We start from the raw sequence: 23377 nt of genomic DNA on the forward strand, positions 1-23377 counted from the left end.
CATGGACACCTTGAGCTACCTCGGCCAGGGCTTCGGCGTCGCCCTGAGCCCGTACAACCTGGTCACCGCCCTCACCGGCACCCTGATCGGCACCGTGGTCGGCCTGCTGCCAGGCCTGGGCCCGATCAACGGCGTGGCCCTGCTGATCCCCATCGCCTTCGCCCTCGGCCTGCCGCCGGAGTCGGCGCTGATCCTGCTCGCCGCGGTATACCTTGGCTGCGAATACGGCGGGCGGATCAGCTCGATCCTGCTGAACATCCCCGGCGAAGCCTCCACCGTGATGACCACCCTCGACGGTTACCCCATGGCCCGCCAGGGCCTGGCCGGCGTCGCCCTGTCGCTGTCGGCCTGGAGCTCATTCATCGGCGCGCTGATCGCCACCTGCGGCATGGTGCTGTTCGCCCCGCTGCTGGCGAAATGGGCGATTGCCTTCGGCCCGGCGGAGTACTTCGTACTGATGGTGTTCGCCATCGTCGCCCTCGGCGGCATGGCCGGCGACAAGCCGCTGAAGACCTTCATCGCCGCGCTGATCGGCCTGTTCCTGTCGGCGGTCGGCATCGATGCCAACAGTGGCGTATACCGCTTCACCGGCGACAGCGTGCACCTGGCCGACGGCATCCAGTTCGTGGTGCTGGTGCTGGGGCTGTTCTCGATCAGCGAGATCCTGCTGCTGCTGGAAAAGACCCACCACGGCCATATCGCGGTCAAGGCCACTGGGCGCATGCTGTTCAACTTCAAGGAAGCGGCGTCGGTGTTCTTCGTCAACATCCGCTGTGGACTGCTCGGCTTCTTCATGGGCGTGCTGCCCGGTGCCGGCGCGACCCTGGCCAGCGCCGTGGCCTACATGACCGAAAAACGCATGGCCGGCGACAAGGGCAACTTCGGCAAGGGCGACGCCCGTGGCCTGGCCGCCCCGGAAACCGCCATCGGCGCCTCCTGCTGCGGTGCCCTGGTGCCGATGCTGACCCTCGGCGTACCCGGCTCGGGCACTACCGCGGTGATGATCGGTGCGCTGACCCTGTACAACATCACCCCCGGCCCGCTGCTGTTCGAACAGCAGCCGGACATCGTCTGGGGCCTGATCGCCTCGCTGTTCATCGCCAACATCATGCTGGTGATCCTGAACATCCCGATGATCCGCATCTTCACCCGTATCCTCGCCGTGCCGAACTGGGCGCTGGTGCCGGTGATCGCGATCATCACCGCGATCGGCGTGTACGCGGTGCATGCCACCACCTTCGACCTGTTCCTGATGGTCGGCATCGGCATCATGGGCTATATCCTGCGCAAGCTGGACTTCCCGCTGTCGCCGATCCTGCTGGGCTTCATCCTCGGCGGGCTGATGGAGCAGAACCTGCGCCGTGCGTTGTCGATCTCCAATGGCGAACTGGGCATCCTCTGGTCGAGTCCGATCAGCATGGGGGTGTGGGTGCTGGTGGTGTGCATGCTGAGCCTGCCGCTGCTGCGCATCTGGCGCAAACGGGCCCTGCAACGCCGGGCCATGGCCGATGCCTGAGCGCAGGTTGCCGCTGTTCGTCGCAACCGGGCTGGTCGGCCTGGCCGGTGGCTATGCCGCCAGCCAGGTCGGCTGGCCCTTGCCGTGGATGGTCGGCGCGCTGCTGGCGATCATCCTGGTGCGCTGCCTGACGCCATGGCAACTGACGGAGATTCCCAATGGCCGCAAATGCGGCCAGTGCATCATCGGCCTGGGCATCGGCCTGCACTTCACCCCGGCGGTGATCGAGCAGGTCGCCAGCCACTTCGCACTGATCGTCTTCGGCGCCTTGTTCACCACCCTGTCCAGCGTGATCAGCGTGTGGTTGCTGCGGTGCGCCGGCGAGGACCGGGCCACGGCGTTCTTCGCCAGCATGCCGGGCGGTTCGGGGGAGATGGTCAACCTTGGGGCGCGCAATGGCGCGGCGCTCAGCCAGGTCGCTGCGGCGCAGAGCCTGCGGGTATTGGCGGTGGTGTTGTGCGTGCCGGCGCTGTTCAAGTTGTTGCTCGGCGATGGGGTACCACTGAATCACAGCGCCAGCGTCAGCTGGGGCTGGCTGCTGTTGATCGCGCCGCTGGGCGTGCTGGCGGCACTGCTCTGGCAGCGTCTGCGCCAACCCAACCCTTGGCTGTTCGGCCCGTTGCTGGTGGCCGCCAGCGCCAGCCTGGCCGGCGACCTGCATATCGGCCTGCCCAATGGCGCCAGCCAGATCGGCCAGTGGCTGATCGGCAGCGGCCTGGCCTGCCACTTCAACCGGGCATTCTTCCGTCGCGCGCCGTCGTTCCTCGGTCGCACCTTGCTGGCCACGGCGCTGTGCATGCTGATCGCCGCCAGTGCGGCCTGGGCACTGAGCCTGCTGACGCAGTTGGACTTACGCTCGCTGACCCTGGGCATGATGCCCGGGGGGATCGCCGAAATGAGCCTGACAGCCGAGACGCTGCAGTTGTCGGTGCCATTGGTGACGGCCTTGCAGGTGATGCGGCTGTTGTTCGTGCTGTTCCTGGCCGAGCCCTTGTTCCATCGCTGGAACGGCAAGTCAGGATTGCCTTGACGCAAACACAGACAGGCAGCCAAGGCTGCCTGTCTGTGTTTGCGTGCACGCTTAGAAGTCGTAGCGAACCCCAACGTTCACGCCATATGGCTGCTCAATGTGCTCGCCATGGCTGTACTCCACATCGGCGTGCACACGAAATTGCTTCGACAGTGCCAGCGACACCCCCGCCCCGAGCTCGGCCCGGGAGCCTGACAGGTCGTTGCGGAACACGTTGTCGTTCACCTGCACCTCGCTGCGCTGGGCAAACTCATGGGCCAGGGCCGCCTTGACATACGGCTGGATCATGCCACCGCCATCCAGCGCGATGGTCTTGCCCACCGTGGTACCGACCTTGCCCAGCAACGACTTGGCATGATCGCTCTCAGCACGCAGGCCGTTGTCGAAGGTGTAGTCCTTGGGGGTGACGATGGCTGCGTTCACCTGGGCGAACGGCTCGATGAAATACCCCTGGTCGAGCTTGATATGCTTGCCCACCTCCACCGAGCCGCTCAGGCCATGGGAGTCGTAATCGCCCTTGGAGCGAGTGCCATCGCTCATCGCCGCCTTGGCGACACTGTCGTAGCGGTTGTACTTGAGCACCGTGTCGACGTAGTAACCGGTCTCTGGGTCGAGCCAGGTGGCATAACCCCCGAAGTAGTAGCTGTCGACACTGCCGGAGCTGCCATAGTCGAGGTTGAGGTCCGAATGGCTGCTACCGGCCAGCACACCTACCAGCCAATCGGTCTCCGCCACCTGCATGTCGGCACCGACGCTCACGCCGTTCTGGTTCTGCTGGTAGTTCGACAGGCCCGACACGTTGAACTTGTTGCCATAGGCCCGCGCCCAGACACCCGCGCTGCGGCCTTCGCTGTAGCGCAACTCGCCCATGCGCGTGCGCAGCGAGCTCATCTCGCCATAGGCGACAGTGATCGGCGTGTTGAACAGGGCGATGGCCGACAAGGTGATAGGCGCGACGGTACGGGTCTCGCGGTTCAGCACCCAGTCGTTGCCCTCCTGCGCCAGCTCATAGGAGAAGGCGCCGACATCCACCCGCTCGCGGGCATTGAGCAGATGGAACTGGGCCCCGCCATCGGCCGTCTGCACCAGCGGCATCCGTTCCACGCTGGCCTCCTGACCAGTGCTGCCCACCAGCAGACCGTGCTGGCCCTCAGATGTGCCTGTAATGATCAACTGATCCGCCCGGCCAGTGATGAAGTCACCGTCCATATGGAAGTTGCCATTGCCGGAGAGGTCGGTAACGGTGAGGGTTTGGAAGCTGGGCGTGCCACCAAAGACGATGGTCCCCCCCATCATGGTCAGTTTTCCGACATCGCTACTGCCCGTCAGCGTCCAGCTAGCGCCCGTACCGATACGGGCCTGACCCAGTCCGCTCGTGGAGCCGGTCAGTTGGGCTCCACTGTCCAGCGTCATGGCCCGCACCTGCTGCAAGTTGCCGGTCAGTTGCGAGCGTTCAGCCAATGCCACCACAACATCGCTACCCTCTCCGGCGATAACGTCGCCGTTCAGCGTGGCGCGCTGCAGTGCCAGGCTCGTCCGGCCACCTGCCAGCACATTAACGTTACCGCTGATTGCCGAATCACTGGCGGTAAGGGCAAGGTTGGAGAACCCTGCCACCTGGATCGCGGTTCCATTGCCTGCCTTGATCGAGGCTCCGTTACTCAGGTCTATGACAGCATCGCTGCGTGTTCGTACATCGACACCTAGACCTGCGGTACTGGTTACAGAACTACCATCCAGACGCAAGGTTGCCACGCTCGGCCGGGCCACTTCAGTCAGCATGAACACACCAGCGCCTTGCCCAACGATACTGCTGCCGCTGACGTGGGCCGTGCCCCCCTGAAGGCGCAGGCCATTGCCACCGGCTGCGGTCGCAGTCATTTCTGAACCAGCAATGTCGAGAACACCATCCGCGTTGACCTGCACCGCAGCTGTTCCTCCTTGGATCTGGCTGTTACGCACGACCGCCGTGGAACCTGCGCCCGCAGAATGCGTCAGCGCCAAACCGACACCATTGGCACTGGTAATAGTGGCATTGGCAATGCTTGCCTGGCTGTCGCTCAGGCCTACTGCCGTGCCATTGGTCACTCGCGAGGTACCGCTGAGGATATTGAGCTGCGAATCAGTGACCGAGATGCTGGTCGCTTGCGCACCGTCAACGGTTAGCACGGACTGGTTGATCAGCACATAGTTGGTCGGTGCATTGGCTGAGGTGATCGTCAACGTTTGGTTATTCAGGACCAGCGCCGAAACCTGTGGACTGAGGGTGCCTAGAGCCAGCAAACATGCCAGCCTGGATAAGGAGAAATTTGAAAAAGTGTTCGCTCTGGCGCGGGGAAAATCTCGCATGGACACTACCTTTGAGAAGCAGTTTTTAGCCGACACGGCGTTGATAACCGCTGCAATCCTAGTAGTCCCCAAGATGTACATATGTAAGAATTGCCTTATAGGGAACAGGATTATTCCTACAATCACCTTGCGGGCATGACGCCGCCCACAAGGTGATTTGAACTTTACACTTTATCTAGAGTCACCTAGCGACCCAGCCACTGCATAAACCATTTTGCTTAGTATTGTACTTGACCAAGCACCTACGCGAGATCCAAGAATTTACACCTCTGCGAATTGAGAACCTACAGACGATCGAGTCAGCCGCGGCATCCGGTGGATTTTTAGTCTGACCAAACAGCTCGTTAGTATACGGGATCGAATATGCAAAACCTGCCGCTGGATTGAATTCCGGTGGTACCTCAACCTCCCTCAAGACATGCTCGATGGCTGGAGGGACTGGAGGAAGTGAAGGATCCTGAACACCGGTCGAAGTGCCAGGATGATATTCCCAGTACACCGTTAGGAAATCACCTGGTTGAATGTTTACCGAAACCGGTGGATTAACTGCTTCTTCGCCTAACTCAGGATCACCTGTGCGGAAGTCGCGCAAAAGCAGGTTGATACCGGCCCAGGGACTGGCGTTGCAGTTTAGTACCCCGGTCAGGTTGGTAGCTCCGGTTATTAGGCCTGGTCGCTTGTTCTGCCGAGCTAATGGCACGCCTTGGGCATAGTTGAACCAGACAAAGTTCCGCATCAGCACTGTAATGACACTCACGGTCACTCGCGTGTTCCGCGACTGCTGGAAATTGGAAGATGCTGCGGTTTCCTTGATCGTGTAGTAGGCGAGGACCACATCATTGCCCTGCGCCTGGATAATAGCGCCTGGCAAATTGAACTCAATGACCTGACCTGGTAGTTCGGCGCCCAAGGTCAGGGTCGTGACTTGCTGCCCACCATAGAAGATGGTCACGACATGACCTGCCTCGGCCCCTTGATAAACTGTGAACTTGATGGTGCCGTCCAGGACCCTGATCGTTCCCCCCTCGTCCACACGGTCCTGCGGTGTGATGAAGTTGTCCGGAGACTTACCACTCCCACCGACAACGGTCAGCGTGTTCAGGTTAGGGTTGACCGGCTCGGGCTCGTCTGGATTTACCGGCCCCACGATCCGCAGGTCGACCCGTGGGCTCGCCGCTGGTGACGGGCCAAACGGTTGCCCATTGCGCAGTACACGATAGGTGACCGAGGCCGTGTATAGCGCTCGGGAATCAGGTATCGACAGGAAGGCCCAGCCCACACTCACCTTGCCAGCGGAGAAGGGGAACGGGGTAATTAAATGAGGGGTACCGGTTCCATCGGTCCAGGTCACTTCGATCAAGTCAGTGGGTTGCGAGCCCGTATAAGCCGGGATGACTATGTCCACGACTTTCGTTTCGTCCGTGGCGGACAGATCAGCACGCACGATCGGATCAATCTTTGGCGTACCGTCCGGGTTGTTGATCTCTGGCGCTAACAAAGCGCTCGGCAACTCTTCAAGGCGTACGGTGAAGTTGTAGCCGATCGATTTGCCGGATGGATTACCAGCACGGTCGGCCAGGATGTAGACCAGCTGATGGTTACCATTGCCCAACCTCCGTAGCTCTTCAGCGGGCACCGAGATCTGCCGCACAGGCGCGACCGGATCTGCTTCAGGCCAAATCACGGTATAACGCACAACTTCAGCTTCATTACTGCCATTGAGCACGCGGATCAGATCACCCGCACGCGACACGGTGTAAGCCGGTATCGGGAAAATTACCGTCGCATTGGCATCCAGGTATTCCTTGCTGAAAACCGGCCTACCTGCTTCCACAGGTGGGGGCACGGTCGGCGTCAACAGTGCCCCCGGAGGTACACCAAACGAAGGTGGGACCCGATCAAGGGTAAAGCGTTGAGGCAAAGACCTATCCGAGTTGAGAGCCTGATCGTTTATCACCTCGTAGGCGATCCGATGAATCCCCTCCCCAAGGGACTCGAACATCTTCGGGGTGATCTGAACGGATACGGGAAATTCCACTTTTTCCAGGTCACCGTGCGCCAAGCTGAAGGGCTCGCCACGGCGAAGCTCTTCGTCAGGATCATCCTCAGGCTCACCCTCCTCTCCCGCGTAACGCCACGGGATACCATTGAAGATAAGTCGTACCTGATCGCTCGAGGATGTGTAGTCCTTCCCACCGGTTTCCGCCCATTTAGGCACTAGGATCGTGATGAAATGATTCGAATTGTCTTCCCCTTTCTCATCCTCATCCGTAAGAGCTCTAATGGGAATCTCGTTGGGGCGAACGACAGCGTTATTCGGTAACGTATCTTTAAATGTAAACTCGTCGGCCAAGAGGTCTGCGAAAATGCCCATGCCCTCGTTTTTGACCTTGCCGATAAATGTCGGCTTGCTCGTGCGCTTCTCGAGAATATTGTCGCGTTCAGCCTTGAGTGCAGCTTTCGACTTCAGCTCTAGTTGGCGTTCATCTTCAGCACTCAACTCAGACGGTCCATTCGTACCCGCACCTTCATATGCACCCATGATCAAGCTCCTGTTCTGTGGGAACTGCACTTGCTTTGTTAACCAAGGACCACTACACACACCACTTGATTTTTGCAGCGACACGTAGAGCGAATCCAGCTCACTGGTACGCCAACGTCCCGCCGGCGTTTGAATCCTGTAGGCCACATTGACCGAGCCCTCGAAAGGTTTACCTTCCGGTCCGAACGCTTTCCTGAACTCCTCGACAATCAGTTCATCGATTGCAGACATGACGACAAGCCCGTCCGCACGTAACAACGACGGTTTGGACGGGAGAAAAGAAGGTTTGGAAATAGGCACCCGACCAGACAGGTCACTGCACATCTGCCAGATGATCTGCACCGGGTCACCGGCGCTCACGCCATCCTGGGGCAGCGGCACGCGGAAAAGTATGCCTCGCGGAATATCAGGATCAGGCCATGGATCTAACAGGCTGCGCTCAAGCGACTTGCAATTGATCCAGCCGTTAAGGTTTACGAAATCCGGTACGATACGCTCGATCGGAAGCAACAACGCTCCCCCGGCGGAGAGATCGACGGTAATTGACAGCACGTTGGAAGCACGGTTGACGTTCCCGGCGCGATCGCGCAACTGACAACTGACGTGGAAGCTCCCCGAAACCAACAATTGCTCGGCGATCAACAATGGAATGCTGGGCAGAAGGTGGTTGGTCTCGGTAATTGTGATGACCGCAGTGGGCACCGTTGGCAACGCTCCATCCGTTGGGCGGAAGAACACCAGTACTTGATCTTCCAGACGCAGGTCAGTCCAACGCTGCAGTTCCAACGTGGCAGAGCCATCATTGGCGTCCAAATGCTCACGGTCGATGAGCGAAGGTCCGGAAAAGGTGAAAGGAGCGTTCTCGCCAGGCGCGGTACGGTCATAGTAGACCTGGGTCGAACTGGATCTGACGACGTTTTCGACATCCACGATCCATAGGTCATAAGCGATATCGAATTCACGATCACGCAATGGTGACGGTGCAGGAAGCTCGAGCTCGGCACGGAATCGCTCTGGCTCGGCGACCATGGCAACTATGACGGTATCGCCAATCGGTATTGCGTCACGCACCGCTTGGCACGCCACCTGAAGGTTGGTGTACCCGCTCTCGACCAACATCCTGTAGTCATCTTCATAACCATCCCAGGCATGCAGCTCAAAGCGTAGAGGCTGTGCCTGGACCGCCAGAGGCAAGGTAAAGATGCCGTTTTCGTCATCCAGAAGGGGCAAGGCGTCCAACAGCCTTGGTACTTGCAGCTCAAGCGGCTGATTGCCCGCCAAGGTGCCGGTCATGGCACTGCTACGTTGAACGAGTATGGTCATCACACATCCCCTGACAGTGGCGGCTCGACGCTTGTACGCCGAGCCCTGACGTCACTGTAGGGTGGTGTTCTACCGGGCGGAACTGGCAAAAATGCTAGGTGCGGTGGTCCTACAACTCCGGCAGCGACCAGTCGATCGGGGCCATGCCGTGCTGCTGCAGGAAGCCATTGGCGCGGCTGAAATGCCCACAGCCGAAGAATCCTCGATACGCCGACAACGGTGACGGATGCACCGCTTTGAGTATCAGGTGCTTGGTGCCGTCGATCAGCTTCTGCTTGCCCTGGGCATGCGCGCCCCACAGCAGGAACACCACGTGCGGACACTGTTCGCTGACGACCTGGATGATCCGGTCGGTAAAGAACTCCCAGCCCTTTTTCGCATGCGAAGCGGCATTGGCCCGTTGCACGGTCATGGTGGTGTTGAGCAGCAGCACGCCCTGCTCGGCCCAGCTCTGCAGGTAGCCGTGATTGGGAATGGGCAAGTTGAGGTCGCGGTTGAGTTCCTTATAGATATTCACCAGCGACGGCGGGGTCGGCACGCCTGGCTGCACCGAGAAGCACAGGCCGTGGGCCTGGCCAGGGCCATGGTACGGGTCCTGGCCGAGGATGACGACCTTGACCTGGTCCAGCGGCGTGGAGTTCAGGGCGTTGAAGATCAGCGGGCCCGGTGGGTAGATCTCCTTGCCTGCGGCGTACTCCGCCTGCAGGAACTCACGTAGCTGGTGCATGTAGGGTTGGTCGAACTCGGCACGCAGCGCGGCTTTCCAGCTGGCTTCGAGCTTGATGCGATCGTCGTCGGTCATGGGGGCATCCAATGGCAAAGTGGCGCGACACTAGGAAAGCCGCGCCGGCTTGTCAATCGATCCGACCGGCGACCGGCAGCCCGGCTGTCACAAGCCATACTGGGGAGATGACTTGCGCGAGGTAGCCCATGTCCATCCACTGCGAGGTACTCACCGGCGTCGATGGCGCGCGTATCGGCATCGCCACCCTGGATGCGCCCAAGGCGCTCAACGCCCTGAACCTGCCGATGATCGAAACGCTCGAGGAGCATCTTCGCGCCTGGGCCAACGATCCCGGAGTCGTCTGCGTGCTGCTGCGCGGCAACGGGCCGAAAGCATTTTGCGCGGGCGGCGATGTCCGGGCCCTGGCCCTGGCCTGCCTTGAACAGCCCGGTAGCGTGCCGCCTCTGGCGGCCACCTTCTTTGCCAGCGAATACCGCCTCGACTACCGCCTGCACACCTATCCCAAGCCCCTGCTGTGCTGGGGGCATGGCCATGTGCTCGGCGGCGGCATGGGACTGCTGCAAGGGGCGGCGGTGCGCATCGTCACACCGTCCAGCCGCCTGGCCATGCCGGAAATCGGCATCGGCCTGTACCCGGACGTGGGCGCCAGCTGGTTCCTCGCCCGCCTGCCCGGCAAGCTCGGCCTGTTCCTCGGTTTGACCGGCGCACCGATCAATGCCCGCGATGCCCTGGACCTAGGGCTGGCCGATCGCTTCCTGGGCGAGTACCAGCAAGAGGCATTGATCGAAGAGCTGCTGCAACTGAACTGGCAGGAGCAGACCGCGCTGCAGCTCAACAGCCTGCTCAAGGCCGAACAGCATCGAGCCTGCGCCGAGCTGCCCGAAGGCCAGTGGCTGGCGCGGCGGGCGGTGATCGACGCAGTGCTCGACGTGGCCGACCCGGTGGCCGCCTGGCGTGCCCTGGCCGGGCTGGCCCGGCACGCCGACCCGCTGCTCGCCGCTGCCGGGCAGCGCCTGCACGAGGGCTGCCCGTTGACTGCGCACCTGGTGTGGGAACAGATCCGGCGGGCACGCTACCTGTCGCTGGCGCAGGCGTTGCAGATGGAGTACGGCATGAGCCTGAACTGCTGCCGTCACCCGGAATTCAGCGAAGGCGTGCGGGCCAGGTTGCTGGAGAAGGACAACACACCGCGCTGGCACTGGCCGGATGTCGCCCAGGTGCCCGCCGCGGTGGTGGCGGCGCACTTCGCCAAGGTGTGGGAAGGCCGCCATCCGCTGGCAGACCTGGGTTGACCGAACGACAGCAACCGGCGTTGCCGGCCAATCGGCTACAGGGTGGAGGACCCAGCCCCGTCAGTTGCGGTTGCCGCCCCAGCCGCCCTCACGCCGGTGGTCCTGATTGTTGCCCTGCCCATTGGCGTGCCAGCGGCCACCCTGGCCACCGTGGTTGTCATTGCGGTAGTCATTACGGTTGCGATCACCACCATAGTCGTAGCGCTGGCGGTTGCCATAGTCATGACGCGGATTGCCATGCCAGCCTGGTTGCATCCCCGGCGCCGGGTACGGCCGGTACTGCGGCATGGGCGCCGGGCGGTAGTAACGTGGTACCGGCTGGTAGTAATAGCGGGGCTGCGGTACCGCGTAATAGCGGTCGTAGCGGTAGTAACCCGGATAGGCGTAGCGCTCGGTGCTGTAGTAGTCGCTACGGTAATAGCCGTCGCTCTCGTAGTACGGGGCGCAGGCGGATGTCAGCAGTCCCAACAGGACAATGAGCAGGATTCGTGGATACATGGCGGCCTCCTGGACCGCAGGGATGCCCGGTAAGCGGCGCTGACGGGCGTCGACGGCAATGCGTTCGTCGACACAGGATCAGACAACGCCGCCGCGGTTCGGTGCGATTTCTGAAACAAATTGAAACAGGTCGTCGTCCCCAGCGGCGCGCATGCCTTGCCCTCCGATATACTGGCCGCCCAGGGCGGCACCTGTTGCCCGGCAGCCGGAACCGACCATGCCCGATCCTCGACATTGCCCCGCCTGCGGCGCGCCCAACCAGTGCGGCCTGGCCGACCCTCGCAGCGCCGCCCAGGGCTGCTGGTGCTTCAGCGTGAGCATCGATCCGGCAATCATCCAGGCCCTGCCCGCCGAGCTGCGTGACACGGCCTGCCTGTGCCCACGCTGCGCGCAGGTGGACGCCCAACTCAAGGCAGCGGCGATCCGCTAGACTGCGCGCCGACTCCCACGACCTGCCTGCCATGCGCCTCGATCGATTCCTCGGCAACCTGCCCTGCTACAACCGCCAGCAAGTGCGCCTGCTGCTGATCCAGCGGCGTGTGCGCGTGGACGGTGAAGTGGTGGCCGATCCCTTGCACGAGGTACGTGAATTCAGCCGCATCGAGGTGGACGAACAACTGCACCAGGCCGGCCGCCCGGCCCGTTACCTGATGCTGCACAAACCCACGGGCTGCGTCAGCGCCACTCACGACCCGCAGCACCGGACGGTGCTCGACCTGCTGCCCGCCGCACTGCGCGACGACCTGCACATCGCCGGGCGCCTGGACTACAACACCACCGGGCTGCTGATCCTGACCAACGATGGCCAGTGGTCGCGCCGTCTGACCCAACCGCGGACCAAGTTGCCAAAGGTCTACCGCGTGCAGACCGAAGACGAGATCGGCGCGCATTACGTCGACAAGTTCCAGGCAGGGTTCTACTTTGCCTTCGAGGACCTGACCACCCAGCCCGCCCAACTGGACATCCTCGGCCCTCGCGAGGCGCGGCTGGCGATCGTCGAGGGGCGTTATCACCAGGTGAAGCGGATGTTCGGGCATTTCCAGAACAAAGTGGTGGGGCTGCACCGGGAGCGCATGGGGCCGATCGAACTGGACCCGGCCTTGGGCCCCGGTGAGTTCAGGGTATTGAGCACAGCGGAAATCGCCGCCGTCTGATCCGCCCGCCACCTGTGTGGAGCCTGGACTGCTCGGCATTTTCCGACAGCGAAGATCTCCCCAACGGCACTTGCGCGATCCCGTCCCCACTGCTTGACTGCTAACTCGTCGGTCCGCATGTGACTCATCAGTCACAAGCGCAGTCCAAGACGCCCTTTGCCGGCCACCCTGGGTCCCGATACCCCGGGGCACGGCAAATCGCCCGCCACAACAATAGCGTCGACACCCGCGTCAAGGATCGACACCAGGGCCTACCGAGTTCAGTTCAAGGCGAATGCCTACCTGTCATAAAGAGCGCGCATGCTGACGGCCTGTTCGGATGAGCCCCCTCACCCCCACAGACCACCAGGTGACGCGAATACCCTTTTTTGCGCCAGGAGTCGATGACATGAGGCCAGAAATCGCTGTACTTGATATCCAAGGGCAGTACCGGGTTTACACGGAGTTCCATCGCGCGCAAGGCGCCGACAAGACGATCATCCTGATCAATGGCTCGCTGGCCACGACAGCGTCCTTTGCCCAGACGGTGCGCAGCCTGCATCCGCAGTTCAACGTGGTGCTCTACGACCAGCCGTATGCCGGCAAGTCCAAGCCGCACAACCACCATGAGCGGCTGCTCACCAAGGAGACCGAGGCGCACATCCTGCTCGAGCTGATCGAGCATTTCCGCGCCGACCACGTGATGTCGTTCTCCTGGGGCGGCGCCTGCACCTTGCTGGCGCTGGCGCACCAGCCACGCCTGGTGAAGAAGGCGATCGTCAGCTCGTTCTCGCCACTGATCAACGAACCGATGCGCGACTACCTGGAGCGCGGCTGCCAGTACCTGGCGGCGTGTGATCGCTACCAGGTCGGCAACCTGGTCAACGACACCATCGGCAAGCACCTGCCTTCGTTGTTCAAGCGCTTCAACTACCGGCATGTCAGCAGCCTCGACAGCCACGAGTACGCGCAGATGCACTTCCACATCAACCAGGTGCTCGAGCACGACCTGGAGCGGGCACTGAAGGCCGCGCGCAACATCGACATCCCGGTGCTGTTCATCAACGGCGACCGCGACGAGTACACCACCGTCGAGGATGCCCGCCAGTTCAGCCAGCATATGGGGCAGTGCCACTTCAGCGTGATCCGCGATGCCGGCCACTTCCTCGACATGGAGCACAAGACCGCCTGCGAGGACACCCGCGACGCCATGCTCGGATTCCTCAAGCCGACCGTGCGCGAAGCCCGCCAACGCTACACACCTGTACAGGGGCAACATGCACTGGCCATCTGAGCGCATCGGCGACCTGTAGCCCTCCCCTACCCGCAGGCTACGGGCCGCCGACAGGCTTTTTTATAGGCTTGGGCTTCTATTTCATGGAGGGTTCTGGTAAAAAGTCGAGCGCTGACGCGGGTATAGTTTAATGGTAGAACAGTAGCTTCCCAAGCTTCCGACGAGGGTTCGATTCCCTCTACCCGCTCCACCTTTTCTCCGGGCAGTCGCATCGCCCGTCGAGACCCTGGCAACCCCCCCCGAATCCATGAACAAGGCCCGACTGGCGCAATACGCCAGTCGGGCCTTGTTCATTGCGCGATCAGAACGGCTTGGTCGGCAGGTACTTGCCATCCAGGGTGATCACTGCACGCGAACCGCCTTCCGGATCTTCCACCTTTTTCACATCCAGCTTGAAGTTGATGGCGCTGATGATGCCGTCGCCGAACTTCTCGTGCACCAGTACCTTCAAGGTGGTTCCGTACACCTGCAGCATCTCGTAGAAACGGTAGATGGTCGGGTCGGTCGGCACACGGTTGTCGATGCTGCCGCGCAGCGGGATCGCCTGCAGCAGGGTCACTGCGTCGGCATCGAGCCCAAGCTTGTCGGCAACCACCTGGGCCGCTTCTCGTGGCAGGGCGTGCTGGCCGAGCAGCGCGGCGGTGACGAAGGCTTCGGACAGACCTGTGCCCTCGGTGATCTGGGCAAACGACAGGTCCTTGCGGGCCTTGGCCAGGAGGATGACGTCGGTCAGGGCGACACGGGCGTTCTGGCTGACTTGGGACTGGATCATGGCGTTACTCCTAGGGTGGGTTTGATCGGTTCACACTGCCCGGGGCAGTTGTGGGGCAAGGGCGCGCACCTCGGGATGGCGCGCCAGGGAAACGAAGCGGCCGCTGGCTCCGTCGTAGGCATCGATGCGACCGCTGGCGATGTCATAGACCCAGCCATGCAGTGCCACCCGCCCTTGCTCGAGAGCCAGGCGCACGCTGGGGTGGGTCTGCAGGTTGGCCAGCTGGGCAATCACGTTCTCGCGCACCATCGACTCGACCTTGGCCGCCGCATCCGGGTGACGGCGGGCTTCGTTCACCACCCGCGCCGACTCGGCGTAGCGCAGCCAGCCGGCGACCGCCGGCATGTGCTCGAGGCACGAGCAGTTGGCGATGGCGCTCATCGCGCCGCAATCGGAATGACCGCAGATGACGATGTCGGTCACCTGCAGCGCGGCGACGGCGTATTCCACCGAGGCCGACACGCCCCCTGGCTCCGGGCCATAGGAAGGCACGATGTTGCCGGCATTGCGGATGACGAACAGCTCGCCCGGCTCGCGCTGGGTGACCAGCTCCGGCACCAGCCGGCTGTCCGAGCAGGAGATGAACAGGGCCCGCGGCTTTTGCCCGCTGGCCAGCTCGCGGAACAGCCCGGCGCGCTCAGGGAATGCGTCGCGCTGGAACTTCAGGAAGCCGTCAATGATGTCCTTCATGGTGAAAACCTCTAGCTCGCGTGGCGATGGAGCAGAGGTTAGGCAAGCATTCGCATAAGGTAAAAGTCTAATTTATGATTGCACCAATCCGATTATCTTATGTGAATACACCATGCTTGCTCGCCAGGTGCAGTACTTTCTCGCCGTCGCCGAACACCTCAGCTTCACCCGTGCCGCTTCGGCCCTGCATGTCTCGCAACCGGCCTTGTCACAGCAGGTCAGGCAACTGGAGGAAAGCCTCGACACGCAGTTGTTCGACCGTTCTGGACGCAGCACTCGCCTGACCGACGCCGGCGAGGTCTATCTGCGCCACGCCCGCGCCGCGTTGCAGGCGCTGCAGCAAGGGCAACGCGCCCTGCACGATGTGGCCGACCTGAGCGAAGGGCTGCTGCGCCTGGCCGTGACGCCGACTTTCACCGCCTACCTGGTCGGGCCGCTGGTCGAAGCCTTTCACCGCCTCTACCCGAGCATCCGCCTGCACCTGCGCGAACTCCCCCAGGAGCAGATGGAGGCCCTGCTGCTGGCTGACGAACTGGATGTCGGCATCGCCTTCGAACAGGCCAATGCCCAGGATATCGAGGCCCGCCCGCTACTGATGGAGACCCTGGCCTTGGTGGTCGGTGACAGTCACCCGCTGGCCGGGCAGACCACGATCGATGCACGGGTACTGGGGAAGGAATCGCTGATCCTGCTCGGCAGCGAATTCGCCACCCGCGAGCAAATCGACCGTTACTGCCGCCAGCATGCCATCCAGCCGCGCATCCTGATGGAGGCCAACGCCATCAGTGCCGTGCTCGAGGTGGTGCGCCGCACATCGCTGTCGACCTTGCTGCCGGCCGCCATCGCCGCCAATGCTGACGGCCTGAGCGCCCTGGCCCTGGAGCCCTGGCGTCTTGAGCGCACCGCCGCCCTGCTGCAACGCCGGGGTGGCTACCAGAGCGCTGCGGCACGTGCGTTCATCGAAGTAGCGAACGAGCTGGCAAGAGCGACGCCGGAGAAAACCCACTCCGTCGTCAACACATGCAAACCGTAGAAGCCGGTCGTACTGGCAAACCCAGCACCGCGAGGCAAGGCCGGCGCCTGCAGCGATTGGTCAACGAACGTGTTCATTGACTTGGCCCATGGCCATCTCGCATGGCCTGCGCCAGAATCGGCTTGCACGCGCAGCGGCTGCCAGCGCAAACACCTAAGCTTCCCGAAACATTTCCAAAGGACTGCGCATGTTTCTCTCCCGCTGGCTGCCAGGCCTGGCCAACCTGTTGCACTACCGCCGCGAATGGTTCCACGCCGACCTGCAGGCCGGGCTGTCGGTGGCCGCGATCCAGATCCCCATCGCCATCGCCTATGCCCAGATCGTCGGGCTGCCGCCGCAATACGGCTTGTATGCCTGCGTGTTGCCGATGATCGTCTACGCCCTGATCGGCAGTTCGCGCCAACTGATGGTCGGCCCCGATGCCGCCACCTGCGCCATGATCGGCGGCGCCGTGGCGCCGCTGGCCATGGGCGACCCGCACCGCATCGCCGAACTGTCGGTGATCGTCACCGTGCTGGTGGGCGCAATGCTGATCGCCGCCGGGGTGGCACGGGCCGGCTTCATCGCCAGTTTCTTCTCGCGCCCGATCCTGATCGGCTACCTCAACGGCATCGGCCTGAGCCTGATCGCCGGACAGCTGTCGAAGGTGGTGGGGTTCAAGATCGAAGGCGACGGTTTCATCCTCAGCCTGATCAACTTCCTCCAGCGCCTGGGCGAGATCCACTGGCTGACCCTGGCCATCGGCCTTGCCGGACTCGGCCTGCTGATCTGGCTACCCCGACGTTACCCACGCCTGCCGGCGGCCCTGGTGACCGTCGTGGTGTTCACCGCCCTGGCCGGGCTGTTCGGCCTGGACCGTTTCGGCGTGGCGATCCTCGGCCCGGTACCGGCCGGCATCCCCGAGCTGGCCTGGCCGCAGAGCAACCTGGCGGAGACCAAGAGCCTGCTGCGCGACGCCCTGGGGATCGCCACCATCAGTTTCTGCAGCGCCATGCTCACCGCCCGCAGCTTCGCTGCCCGTCACGGCTATGCAATCAACGCCAACCACGAGTTCGTCGCCCTCGGCGTGAGCAACCTGGCGGCGGGCATCTCCCAGGGCTTCGCCATCAGCGGCGCCGACTCGCGCACGGCAGTCAATGACATGGTCGGTGGCAAGAGCCAACTGGTGGGGATCATCGCCGCGCTGGTGATCGCCCTGATCCTGCTGTGCTTCACCGCGCCGATGGCCTGGATCCCCCAGGCCGCGCTGGGGGCCGTGCTGCTGATGGCCGGCTGGGGGCTGATCGACGTCAAGTCGCTCAAGACCATTCGCAAGCTCAGCCGCTTCGAGTTCTGGCTGTGTCTGCTGACCACGGTCGGCGTGCTCGGCCTCGGCGTACTGCCAGGCATCGTGTTCGCCGTCACCCTGGCGATCCTGCGCCTGCTCTACAGCATCTACCAACCCACCGACGCCGTGCTCGGCTGGCTGCCTGGCATCGAAGGCCAGGTGGACGTGCGCCAGCACAAGGATGCCCGCACCGTGCCCGGGCTGCTGGTATACCGCTTCGACGACGCGATCCTGTTCTTCAACGCCGACTACTTCAAGATGCGCCTGCTCGAAGCGGTGCAAGGTGGGGAACAGACCCAGGTGGTGCTGTTCGACGCCGAGGCCGTGAGCAGCATCGATGTCAGCGGCATCGCCGCCCTGCGCGAGGTGCGCGACACCCTCGCCGCCCAAGGCATCCACTTCGCCATTGCCCGCGCCCGCGGTACCTTCCTGCGCATGCTGGTGCGTTCGGGGATGGCCCGGGAAATGGAAGACAAGTTGCTGTTCGGCTCGGTGCGGGCGGGAATCCGGGCGTACCGGGTATGGCGTAATCGCACTCGCCGGGAGGCAGCGGAGAAATAACCGAAACAGCCATCTTCACCCGGCGCGAACACGTCAGGCAGATCCGCATGGCCACCGGCCTGTCACAGGCGCGTTTCGCCGCGATGATCGACGTGCAGGTCGCCACGCTGCGCAACTGGGAACAGGGCCGGCGGCAAACCACCGGCCCTGCCAAGGCGTTGCCACGGGCGATTCACAACGATCCCGAGCACGTCCTCAAGGCGCTCACGCCCTGAGGACTTCCAGTTCATCGCCGCACGCCCGGGTAGGTTTTCAGTTCTGCGGGTAGCTGCAGCCGACATACAGGTCGGTGTTCTTGTCCTCGGTCGACACCACCCGCAACGTGGCGCCGTTGTCCAGGGTGCGCTGGTAGTCGACATAACCGTCGGTGTCGAGTGTCTTGCGCAGCTTCAGCGCGCTGGCCAGCTTCGCCGCGTCGGCCAGCGGCGCGGTACTGGCCGATTGCAGGAAGAAGCTGTTGCGATCGGTCATCACCGCCAGTGGCGACGACACGCCATTGGCCTTCAACGCAGGATCCACTCGCCAGGCCGCGCCGCCCCAAGGGCTGTGCTCCTCGTCCTTGGCGAAGGTCACCTGCTCGGCATCGGCCAGGGCGTTGAAAGCCTCGACCTGTTCCGTACTGGCCTGGCACTCGGCCAGTTTCTGGTACAGCTCGGCCTGGGACGGCTCGGCAGCGGAAACGGAAAACGCGGCCAGGCAACCGGCCAGGGTGAAAATACGCAGGGTGGTTTGCATGAGGGCTTCCTTGCTTAATCGAAGATGCATTGGCTGAACGACAGGTAGTCACTGCCGGAGGTGAACTGCAGTACGCACTCGGCGTCGAATTTCTCGCCTGTGCGCAGTTTCTTCAGGCGTGCGTCCTGACCCGCGTCGGCGCCACGCAGGCGGGCCAGCTCGTAGCCGTCGTCGTCGCCTGCGGCAAGCATCGCCGCGCCCTTCAGGTTGGTCGAGACTTCCAGGGCGACAGCGCTGAAGCGCACGCTCCGGTTCAGTTCTTCCATGCCCAGTGTCGAGTAGCCCTTCTGTTCGTACACCTGGTACAGCGCCGAGAGGTCCTGGGCCTCGGCCATCGAGGTCCCTATCAGGCCGCAAGCGAGGACGGCCGCAATCCTGTATTTCACACTGGCTCCTTGTGATCTGGCAGCGACGCGAGAGGCGTCACGCCAGGGCACTTTGCCATCATTCATCCCATCCGGCCATCGGGGGCTCCCTTAGCCACTAGCTCGGCACACAGGCCTCGGCAACCGTCCGGGTGCCCTTGCCAATCAGGCTGATCAGTCCACATGGCAGGCTGCCCCGCCACTGCAGGTAGTCGTGACCTGCGGGAAACTCGACATGCTCGAGGGCATAGCCCATGGCCCGCAACACATCACGCAGATGGCGGTTGGTGTCGAGAATCCTTGGCCCCTCGAACAAGCCTGCCTGCAAGTAGAAACGCAGGGGCCGGCGGGCGCCTCTGGCATATTCACGGGTCAGCCAGCCGGGCTCGGTGCCAGGCGGCGACCACCAGAACGAACCCGACAGGCTCAGCACATTGCCGAACAGTTGCGGATGCTGCAGTCCCAGATAGGCCGACGCCAGGCCACCGTAGCTCGATCCCGCGATCACCGTCCGCGATGCCGGGGCCGCCAGCCCCTGGCCTGCCGCCCAGGGCATCAGTTCCTCGGCCATGAAACGGGCGAACAGCGGATTGGGTGGCAGCTCCTGTTCGCGGCTGCGGCTGCTCGGGTTGGCGATGATCAGCGCCGCGGTGGGCGGGATCAGGCCATCGGCGAGCAGGTTGTCGAGCAAGGTCGACGTCGGTACCTGGCGGGTGTAGGCATGGGCATCGAACAACACCAGCAAGGCCTGGCCCGCCTGGCCAGGTGTCCAGCCTGGCGGCCGGTACAGATAGACATCGCGTTCGTTGCCCAGCAGCCGGCTAGCCAGGCGCTGACGCTCGACACTGCCACGGGGCACGCCCGGACGCTCGGCGACCCACGGCTGCGGCGCGGCATCCGGCAGTTCGACGCGTGAGCGCGACAACCAGGGATCACCGCTGCCATCGGCGAAGGTATCTGGGTTCAACGGATCGCTACGGGTGGCGGCCAGGATCACCCGGCGATCGTCCGCCGCCGGTACATCGGGGGCCAGCTGGTAGCTCATCCGTGTCGCTGCCGGCACTTCGAAACTGGCGTACCAGACATCGCTGCCAGCCAGTCGGCGCAGCGCCTCGTGGTTGCCGGTGGGCGCGCCGAACAAGCGCACATTGTCATGCGCGCCACGCCAGAGGAAGGTCAACAGGCGCACCTCCGGCTTGTTGGCCAGTGGTTCGACCAAAGGCGTGCCCGTGGCCGCCATGCGCTTCCAGAATGCCTCGCTGTCGCCACCCGCGGCCAGTTGCGCGGCCAAGCGCCGCAGTGTCGGGCTGGCCAGCGGCTGCACCGTGCGGTGTTGCGCGCTCACTGGCAGCACCTGCTCCAGTTGCAGCCCGAAGCGTTCGTCCGGGCGAATGGCTAGGGGCTCGACACGCAGTTGATAACGGCCACCCTGGCGAGCGACGAACAGAAACTCACGGCCCTGGTCCAGGCCGTCGACCAGCAGCCGCAGCGGCTGCCCCTGGTCATCGAGCAAGCGCAGGCTGACATCGCCCTCGACCTGGCCACGCACCAGATCGCCCGGCGCCAGCGCCAGTTGCCAGACCGGCGAGCTCGCCCCGCCCACCTGGCCGCTGACTCGCTGCCCCGGTTGCAGGCTCATCGCCGCGGCCAGCGCCGGGGCCGAGCACAGGGCCAAGAGCGCGAACGTACCGCTCGCACGCAGAAGTCGTAGCATGCTCGTCACCTCAGAAGTCGACGCTGGCAGACAGTTTGAGCGTGCGCGGCTCGCTCACGGTCGCGTAGCCATCGTTGAACACGCCGGCCCAGTAAGCACGGTTCTCGACGTTCTCCAGGCTGGCGCGCAGGGTCACATCCTTGCTCAGCACGCGGGTGGCATAACGCGCGCCAAGGTCGTAGCGGGTCCACTGCGGGATCTTCAACTGGTTGGCCGAGTCCAGGTACTGGGAGCTGCTGTGGATGCCCAGCGCGGTCAGGGTCAGGCCCTGTGCCCAGGGCAGGTCCCACTCGGCGCCGAGGTTGGCCGACCAGGCCGGCACGCCACGGGCGGTGTTGCCATCCATCGTGCCGTTGGCGGTCTTGGTCAGCTCGGCGCGGGTGTAGGTGACACCGCCGAGCAGGCGCACGCTGGGGGTGACGGCACCGAACATGCTCCACTCGACACCTCGGTTGCGCTGCTCGCCGTCATCGTTGTAGCGGTTGCTGGCCTGGTCGTAGATCATGCTCGGTTTTTCGATCTGGAACAGCGCCAGGGTGTGGGTGAAGTCACCCAGGTCCCATTTCACCCCGGCCTCCATCTGCTTGGCGACATAAGGCGCGAACTGCTCGCCATAGTTGGCCGCCTTGACGTCGCTGACCATGCCGCCCTGGGTCAGGCCCTCGATGTAGTTGGCGTACAGCGACACCGGCGCGTCCCACGGTTTGAGCACGATGCCCACGGCCGGCGTCAGCTTGCGCTCGTCGTAGGAGGGGTTGCTCATTTTCTGCCGCACACGCTGGGAACGCACACCCAGGGTGAGCAGCACACGGTCATCGACGAAACCCAGGGTGTCGGCCAGCGCGTAGCTGGACAGGGTATTGTCGGCGGTCTTGTCGCTGCTGCCGTGCCCACCGGCGATGATCGCCTTGCCGGGGTGATAGATGTTGGTCAGGTACTTCTTGCCGGTAACCGTCGGCGCGCGACCGATATCCTGGTGCAGCAAGGTGGTGCTGAGCACCAGCTGGTGGCTGACCGGGCCGGTCATGAAGTCGCCGCGCAGGCCGGCCTCGGCGGACAGGCTGTGGGTATAGCCGGCCTGGTTGTAGGTTTCGCCGCTGGCGGTGCCATCGGCCTTGGTGACGATCACCCGGGTGCCGTTGAGGAAGCCATCGTAGCGGGTACGCGCACCACCGACGCTGGCATAGGCGCTCCAGCGGTCGTCCAGCTGGTACTCGCCGCGCACCACCACCGCCTTGCTGACCTGCTTGGCATCGATACCCTCGAGGATGTTGGTATCGGGCTTGGGCGCCCGGGTCACATGCCCCAGCTTGCTGAAGCCGGCCATCATCGGGCTGCCGTTGTCGAGTTTCTCGTGGCTTTCGTAGGCGTCCAGTTCGAGCTTGAAGTCGTCACCGCGGTAGTCGAGGCCAAGAGACGCCAGGGTGCGGTCCTTGGACTGCTGGTCGACGCCGGTATCGCCGCTACCGTACACACCATTGAAGCGAATGCCGAGCCGGCCATCGGCGAAACGCCGACCGATATCGATATGCTCGGCGACATAACCATCTGACACATAGCTGGTGGTCAGGCGGGTAAGCGGCGTCTCGCCGGCGCGCTTGGGCACCAGGTTGACCACCCCGCCAACGCCACCGTTGGGCGCCATGCCGTTGAGCAACGCACCCGGGCCCTTGAGCACCTCGACCCGTTCGAGGAATTCGGTCGGCACATGGCCGTCGGGCGCCAGGCCGTACAGACCGCCCAGCGCCAGCTCGGTGGAGTCCAGCGCGTAGCCGCGGATCATGAAGTTCTCATAGGCGTGCCCCTCGCCGGTACTGAAACGGATCGACGGATCGTTGCGCAGCACTGCACCGACCGTGCCGCTCTGCTGGTTCTCGATGGTCTGCGCGGTGTACGACATCACGCTGAAGGGCGTCTCCATGATGTCGCGGTTGCCCAGCATGCCGATGCGTGCGCCGCGGGCCACCTGGCCACCGCTGTAGCTGTCCGGCAGGTCGCTGTTGAAGCCGCTGGCATTGACCGTGGTCGCGCCCAGGGTGAGCGCGCCCTCCTCGGCCGTACCACGCAGGATGATCACGCCATTCTCCTCCACCGTCACCAGGTCACTGCCGGCAAGCAATTGGCGCAACGCCTGCAGCACCGTATAGCGCCCCTGCAGGGCCGGAGCGTTGCGTCCGGCGAGCAGACGGCTGTCGGCAGCGATTGCCTGGCCCGACTCACGGGCCAGGGCATGGACGGTGGCCTCCAGCGACTGGCCTGGCAGGTCCAGGCTCAGTGGCTGGCTGTCGGCCAGAGCCTGGCCGGCGGGCAACAGGCCGGCGCCACCCAGGGCACAGGCCAGGGCCAGGCGCCGCAGGGTGCCAGGAAAGCGGGAGGTGGAGAGCGACATGATCGGTCCTTGCAGGAGATGGGTTCACTGCTGATGACGTGGCAGCCGCGAACAACCCCTCAATTTTTT

18 protein-coding genes, 1 tRNA gene and 1 pseudogene are annotated in these 23377 nt (G+C 63.4%); 10 read left to right on the forward strand and 10 right to left on the reverse strand.

From position 1 onward, the window contains the following. Nucleotide 1 precedes the first annotated feature (1 nt). Nucleotides 2-1516, forward strand: coding sequence for a tripartite tricarboxylate transporter permease (locus F3J43_RS08140; RefSeq protein ID WP_166884542.1), 1515 nt, complete (start codon nt 2-4; stop codon nt 1514-1516). Beyond that, complete coding sequence (locus F3J43_RS08145) at nt 1509-2546, forward strand: AbrB family transcriptional regulator (RefSeq protein WP_166884544.1); 1038 nt, start codon at nt 1509-1511, stop codon at nt 2544-2546. The genes F3J43_RS08140 and F3J43_RS08145 overlap by 8 nt, the downstream gene beginning before the upstream one ends. A gap of 51 nt (nt 2547-2597) precedes the next feature. On the opposite strand, the gene F3J43_RS08150 is transcribed toward F3J43_RS08145, so the two are convergent. From F3J43_RS08150 to ung, 3 genes are all read right to left on the reverse strand, one after another. Further along, the gene (locus tag F3J43_RS08150) at nt 2598-4895 is read right to left on the reverse strand and encodes an autotransporter outer membrane beta-barrel domain-containing protein (RefSeq protein ID WP_166884547.1); all 2298 of its coding nucleotides are present in this window, start codon (nt 4893-4895) and stop codon (nt 2598-2600) included. A 181-nt stretch (nt 4896-5076) separates the two neighbouring features. Beyond that, nucleotides 5077-8760, reverse strand: coding sequence for a hypothetical protein (locus F3J43_RS08155; RefSeq protein ID WP_166884549.1), 3684 nt, complete (start codon nt 8758-8760; stop codon nt 5077-5079). A 109-nt stretch (nt 8761-8869) separates the two neighbouring features. Next, nucleotides 8870-9544 carry a uracil-DNA glycosylase gene (gene ung, locus F3J43_RS08160; protein WP_502706602.1) on the reverse strand — a complete coding sequence of 225 codons (675 nt, stop codon included), beginning with the start codon at nt 9542-9544 and terminating at the stop codon, nt 8870-8872. A gap of 146 nt (nt 9545-9690) precedes the next feature. Between ung and dspII the strand changes: the two genes are divergently transcribed. Beyond that, a complete protein-coding gene (gene dspII / locus F3J43_RS08165) occupies nt 9691-10797 on the forward strand; it encodes an enoyl-CoA hydratase/isomerase DspII (RefSeq protein WP_166884554.1) in 1107 nt (368 codons plus the stop codon). A gap of 60 nt (nt 10798-10857) precedes the next feature. Here the strand turns inward: dspII and F3J43_RS08170 are convergent, their stop codons facing one another. Continuing rightward, nucleotides 10858-11295, reverse strand: coding sequence for a hypothetical protein (locus tag F3J43_RS08170; RefSeq protein WP_166884556.1), 438 nt, complete (start codon nt 11293-11295; stop codon nt 10858-10860). Between the two features lie 217 nt (nt 11296-11512). On the opposite strand from F3J43_RS08170, the gene F3J43_RS08175 reads away from it, so the two are divergent. The 4 genes from F3J43_RS08175 to F3J43_RS08190 all read left to right on the forward strand — a co-directional run bounded on the left by F3J43_RS08175 (nt 11513) and on the right by F3J43_RS08190 (nt 13912). Continuing rightward, on the forward strand, nt 11513-11725 hold the full coding sequence (locus F3J43_RS08175; protein WP_166884558.1) for a cysteine-rich CWC family protein: 213 nt from the start codon (nt 11513-11515) through the stop codon (nt 11723-11725). Between the two features lie 31 nt (nt 11726-11756). Next, on the forward strand, nt 11757-12449 hold the full coding sequence (locus tag F3J43_RS08180; RefSeq protein ID WP_166884560.1) for a pseudouridine synthase: 693 nt from the start codon (nt 11757-11759) through the stop codon (nt 12447-12449). 388 nt (nt 12450-12837) lie between these two features. After that, the gene (locus tag F3J43_RS08185) at nt 12838-13722 is read left to right on the forward strand and encodes an alpha/beta fold hydrolase (RefSeq protein WP_166884563.1); all 885 of its coding nucleotides are present in this window, start codon (nt 12838-12840) and stop codon (nt 13720-13722) included. Nucleotides 13723-13838: 116 nt separating this feature from the next. After that, nucleotides 13839-13912 (forward strand) — tRNA-Gly (locus F3J43_RS08190). Between the two features lie 111 nt (nt 13913-14023). Here the strand turns inward: F3J43_RS08190 and cynS are convergent. Together cynS and F3J43_RS08200 are read right to left on the reverse strand one after the other, a co-directional pair. After that, complete coding sequence (cynS, locus tag F3J43_RS08195) at nt 14024-14494, reverse strand: cyanase (RefSeq protein WP_166884565.1); 471 nt, start codon at nt 14492-14494, stop codon at nt 14024-14026. Nucleotides 14495-14524: 30 nt separating this feature from the next. Then, on the reverse strand, nt 14525-15184 hold the full coding sequence (locus F3J43_RS08200; RefSeq protein ID WP_166884569.1) for a carbonic anhydrase: 660 nt from the start codon (nt 15182-15184) through the stop codon (nt 14525-14527). A 112-nt stretch (nt 15185-15296) separates the two neighbouring features. Between F3J43_RS08200 and cynR the strand changes: the two genes are divergently transcribed. The 3 genes and pseudogenes from cynR to F3J43_RS08215 all read left to right on the forward strand — a co-directional run. Continuing rightward, on the forward strand, nt 15297-16217 hold the full coding sequence (gene cynR / locus F3J43_RS08205) for a transcriptional regulator CynR (RefSeq protein WP_166884571.1): 921 nt from the start codon (nt 15297-15299) through the stop codon (nt 16215-16217). Between the two features lie 187 nt (nt 16218-16404). Continuing rightward, nucleotides 16405-18105, forward strand: a complete 1701-nt coding sequence (locus F3J43_RS08210) for a SulP family inorganic anion transporter (protein ID WP_166884573.1) — start codon at nt 16405-16407, stop codon at nt 18103-18105. A 32-nt stretch (nt 18106-18137) separates the two neighbouring features. Beyond that, nucleotides 18138-18320 (forward strand): annotated as a pseudogene (locus F3J43_RS08215) (helix-turn-helix domain-containing protein); the annotation flags it as partial. Between the two features lie 37 nt (nt 18321-18357). On the opposite strand, the gene F3J43_RS08220 reads toward F3J43_RS08215, so the two are convergent. From F3J43_RS08220 to F3J43_RS08235, 4 genes are all read right to left on the reverse strand, one after another. Then, nucleotides 18358-18840, reverse strand: a complete 483-nt coding sequence (locus F3J43_RS08220) for a hypothetical protein (RefSeq protein ID WP_166884578.1) — start codon at nt 18838-18840, stop codon at nt 18358-18360. Nucleotides 18841-18854: 14 nt separating this feature from the next. Beyond that, the gene (locus F3J43_RS08225; RefSeq protein ID WP_205297717.1) at nt 18855-19226 is read right to left on the reverse strand and encodes a hypothetical protein; all 372 of its coding nucleotides are present in this window, start codon (nt 19224-19226) and stop codon (nt 18855-18857) included. A 97-nt stretch (nt 19227-19323) separates the two neighbouring features. Continuing rightward, entirely contained in the window at nt 19324-20919 is a 1596-nt protein-coding gene (locus tag F3J43_RS08230; protein ID WP_166884582.1) for an alpha/beta hydrolase-fold protein, read from the reverse strand. 10 nt (nt 20920-20929) lie between these two features. Further along, nucleotides 20930-23308 (reverse strand): TonB-dependent receptor, encoded by a 2379-nt coding sequence (locus tag F3J43_RS08235; RefSeq protein WP_166884584.1) that lies wholly within the window; start codon nt 23306-23308, stop codon nt 20930-20932. Nucleotides 23309-23377 lie beyond the last annotated feature (69 nt).

It is taken from the genome of Pantoea sp. Cy-639 (genome assembly GCF_011752525.1).
GTDB lineage: Bacteria > Pseudomonadota > Gammaproteobacteria > Pseudomonadales > Pseudomonadaceae > Aquipseudomonas.

What these genes read in the sequence shown, in the direction of transcription:
- F3J43_RS08140 (WP_166884542.1), top strand. Translation starts at nt 2, where the DNA reads ATGGACACCTTGAGCTACCTCGGCCAGGGCTTCGGCGTCGCCCTGAGC.
- F3J43_RS08145 (WP_166884544.1), top strand. Translation starts at nt 1,509, where the DNA reads ATGCCTGAGCGCAGGTTGCCGCTGTTCGTCGCAACCGGGCTGGTCGGC.
- F3J43_RS08150 (WP_166884547.1), bottom strand. Translation starts at nt 4,895, where the DNA reads ATGCGAGATTTTCCCCGCGCCAGAGCGAACACTTTTTCAAATTTCTCC.
- F3J43_RS08155 (WP_166884549.1), bottom strand. Translation starts at nt 8,760, where the DNA reads ATGACCATACTCGTTCAACGTAGCAGTGCCATGACCGGCACCTTGGCG.
- dspII (WP_166884554.1), top strand. Translation starts at nt 9,691, where the DNA reads ATGTCCATCCACTGCGAGGTACTCACCGGCGTCGATGGCGCGCGTATC.
- F3J43_RS08170 (WP_166884556.1), bottom strand. Translation starts at nt 11,295, where the DNA reads ATGTATCCACGAATCCTGCTCATTGTCCTGTTGGGACTGCTGACATCC.
- F3J43_RS08175 (WP_166884558.1), top strand. Translation starts at nt 11,513, where the DNA reads ATGCCCGATCCTCGACATTGCCCCGCCTGCGGCGCGCCCAACCAGTGC.
- F3J43_RS08180 (WP_166884560.1), top strand. Translation starts at nt 11,757, where the DNA reads ATGCGCCTCGATCGATTCCTCGGCAACCTGCCCTGCTACAACCGCCAG.
- F3J43_RS08185 (WP_166884563.1), top strand. Translation starts at nt 12,838, where the DNA reads ATGAGGCCAGAAATCGCTGTACTTGATATCCAAGGGCAGTACCGGGTT.
- cynS (WP_166884565.1), bottom strand. Translation starts at nt 14,494, where the DNA reads ATGATCCAGTCCCAAGTCAGCCAGAACGCCCGTGTCGCCCTGACCGAC.
- F3J43_RS08200 (WP_166884569.1), bottom strand. Translation starts at nt 15,184, where the DNA reads ATGAAGGACATCATTGACGGCTTCCTGAAGTTCCAGCGCGACGCATTC.
- cynR (WP_166884571.1), top strand. Translation starts at nt 15,297, where the DNA reads ATGCTTGCTCGCCAGGTGCAGTACTTTCTCGCCGTCGCCGAACACCTC.
- F3J43_RS08210 (WP_166884573.1), top strand. Translation starts at nt 16,405, where the DNA reads ATGTTTCTCTCCCGCTGGCTGCCAGGCCTGGCCAACCTGTTGCACTAC.
- F3J43_RS08220 (WP_166884578.1), bottom strand. Translation starts at nt 18,840, where the DNA reads ATGCAAACCACCCTGCGTATTTTCACCCTGGCCGGTTGCCTGGCCGCG.
- F3J43_RS08230 (WP_166884582.1), bottom strand. Translation starts at nt 20,919, where the DNA reads ATGCTACGACTTCTGCGTGCGAGCGGTACGTTCGCGCTCTTGGCCCTG.
- F3J43_RS08235 (WP_166884584.1), bottom strand. Translation starts at nt 23,308, where the DNA reads ATGTCGCTCTCCACCTCCCGCTTTCCTGGCACCCTGCGGCGCCTGGCC.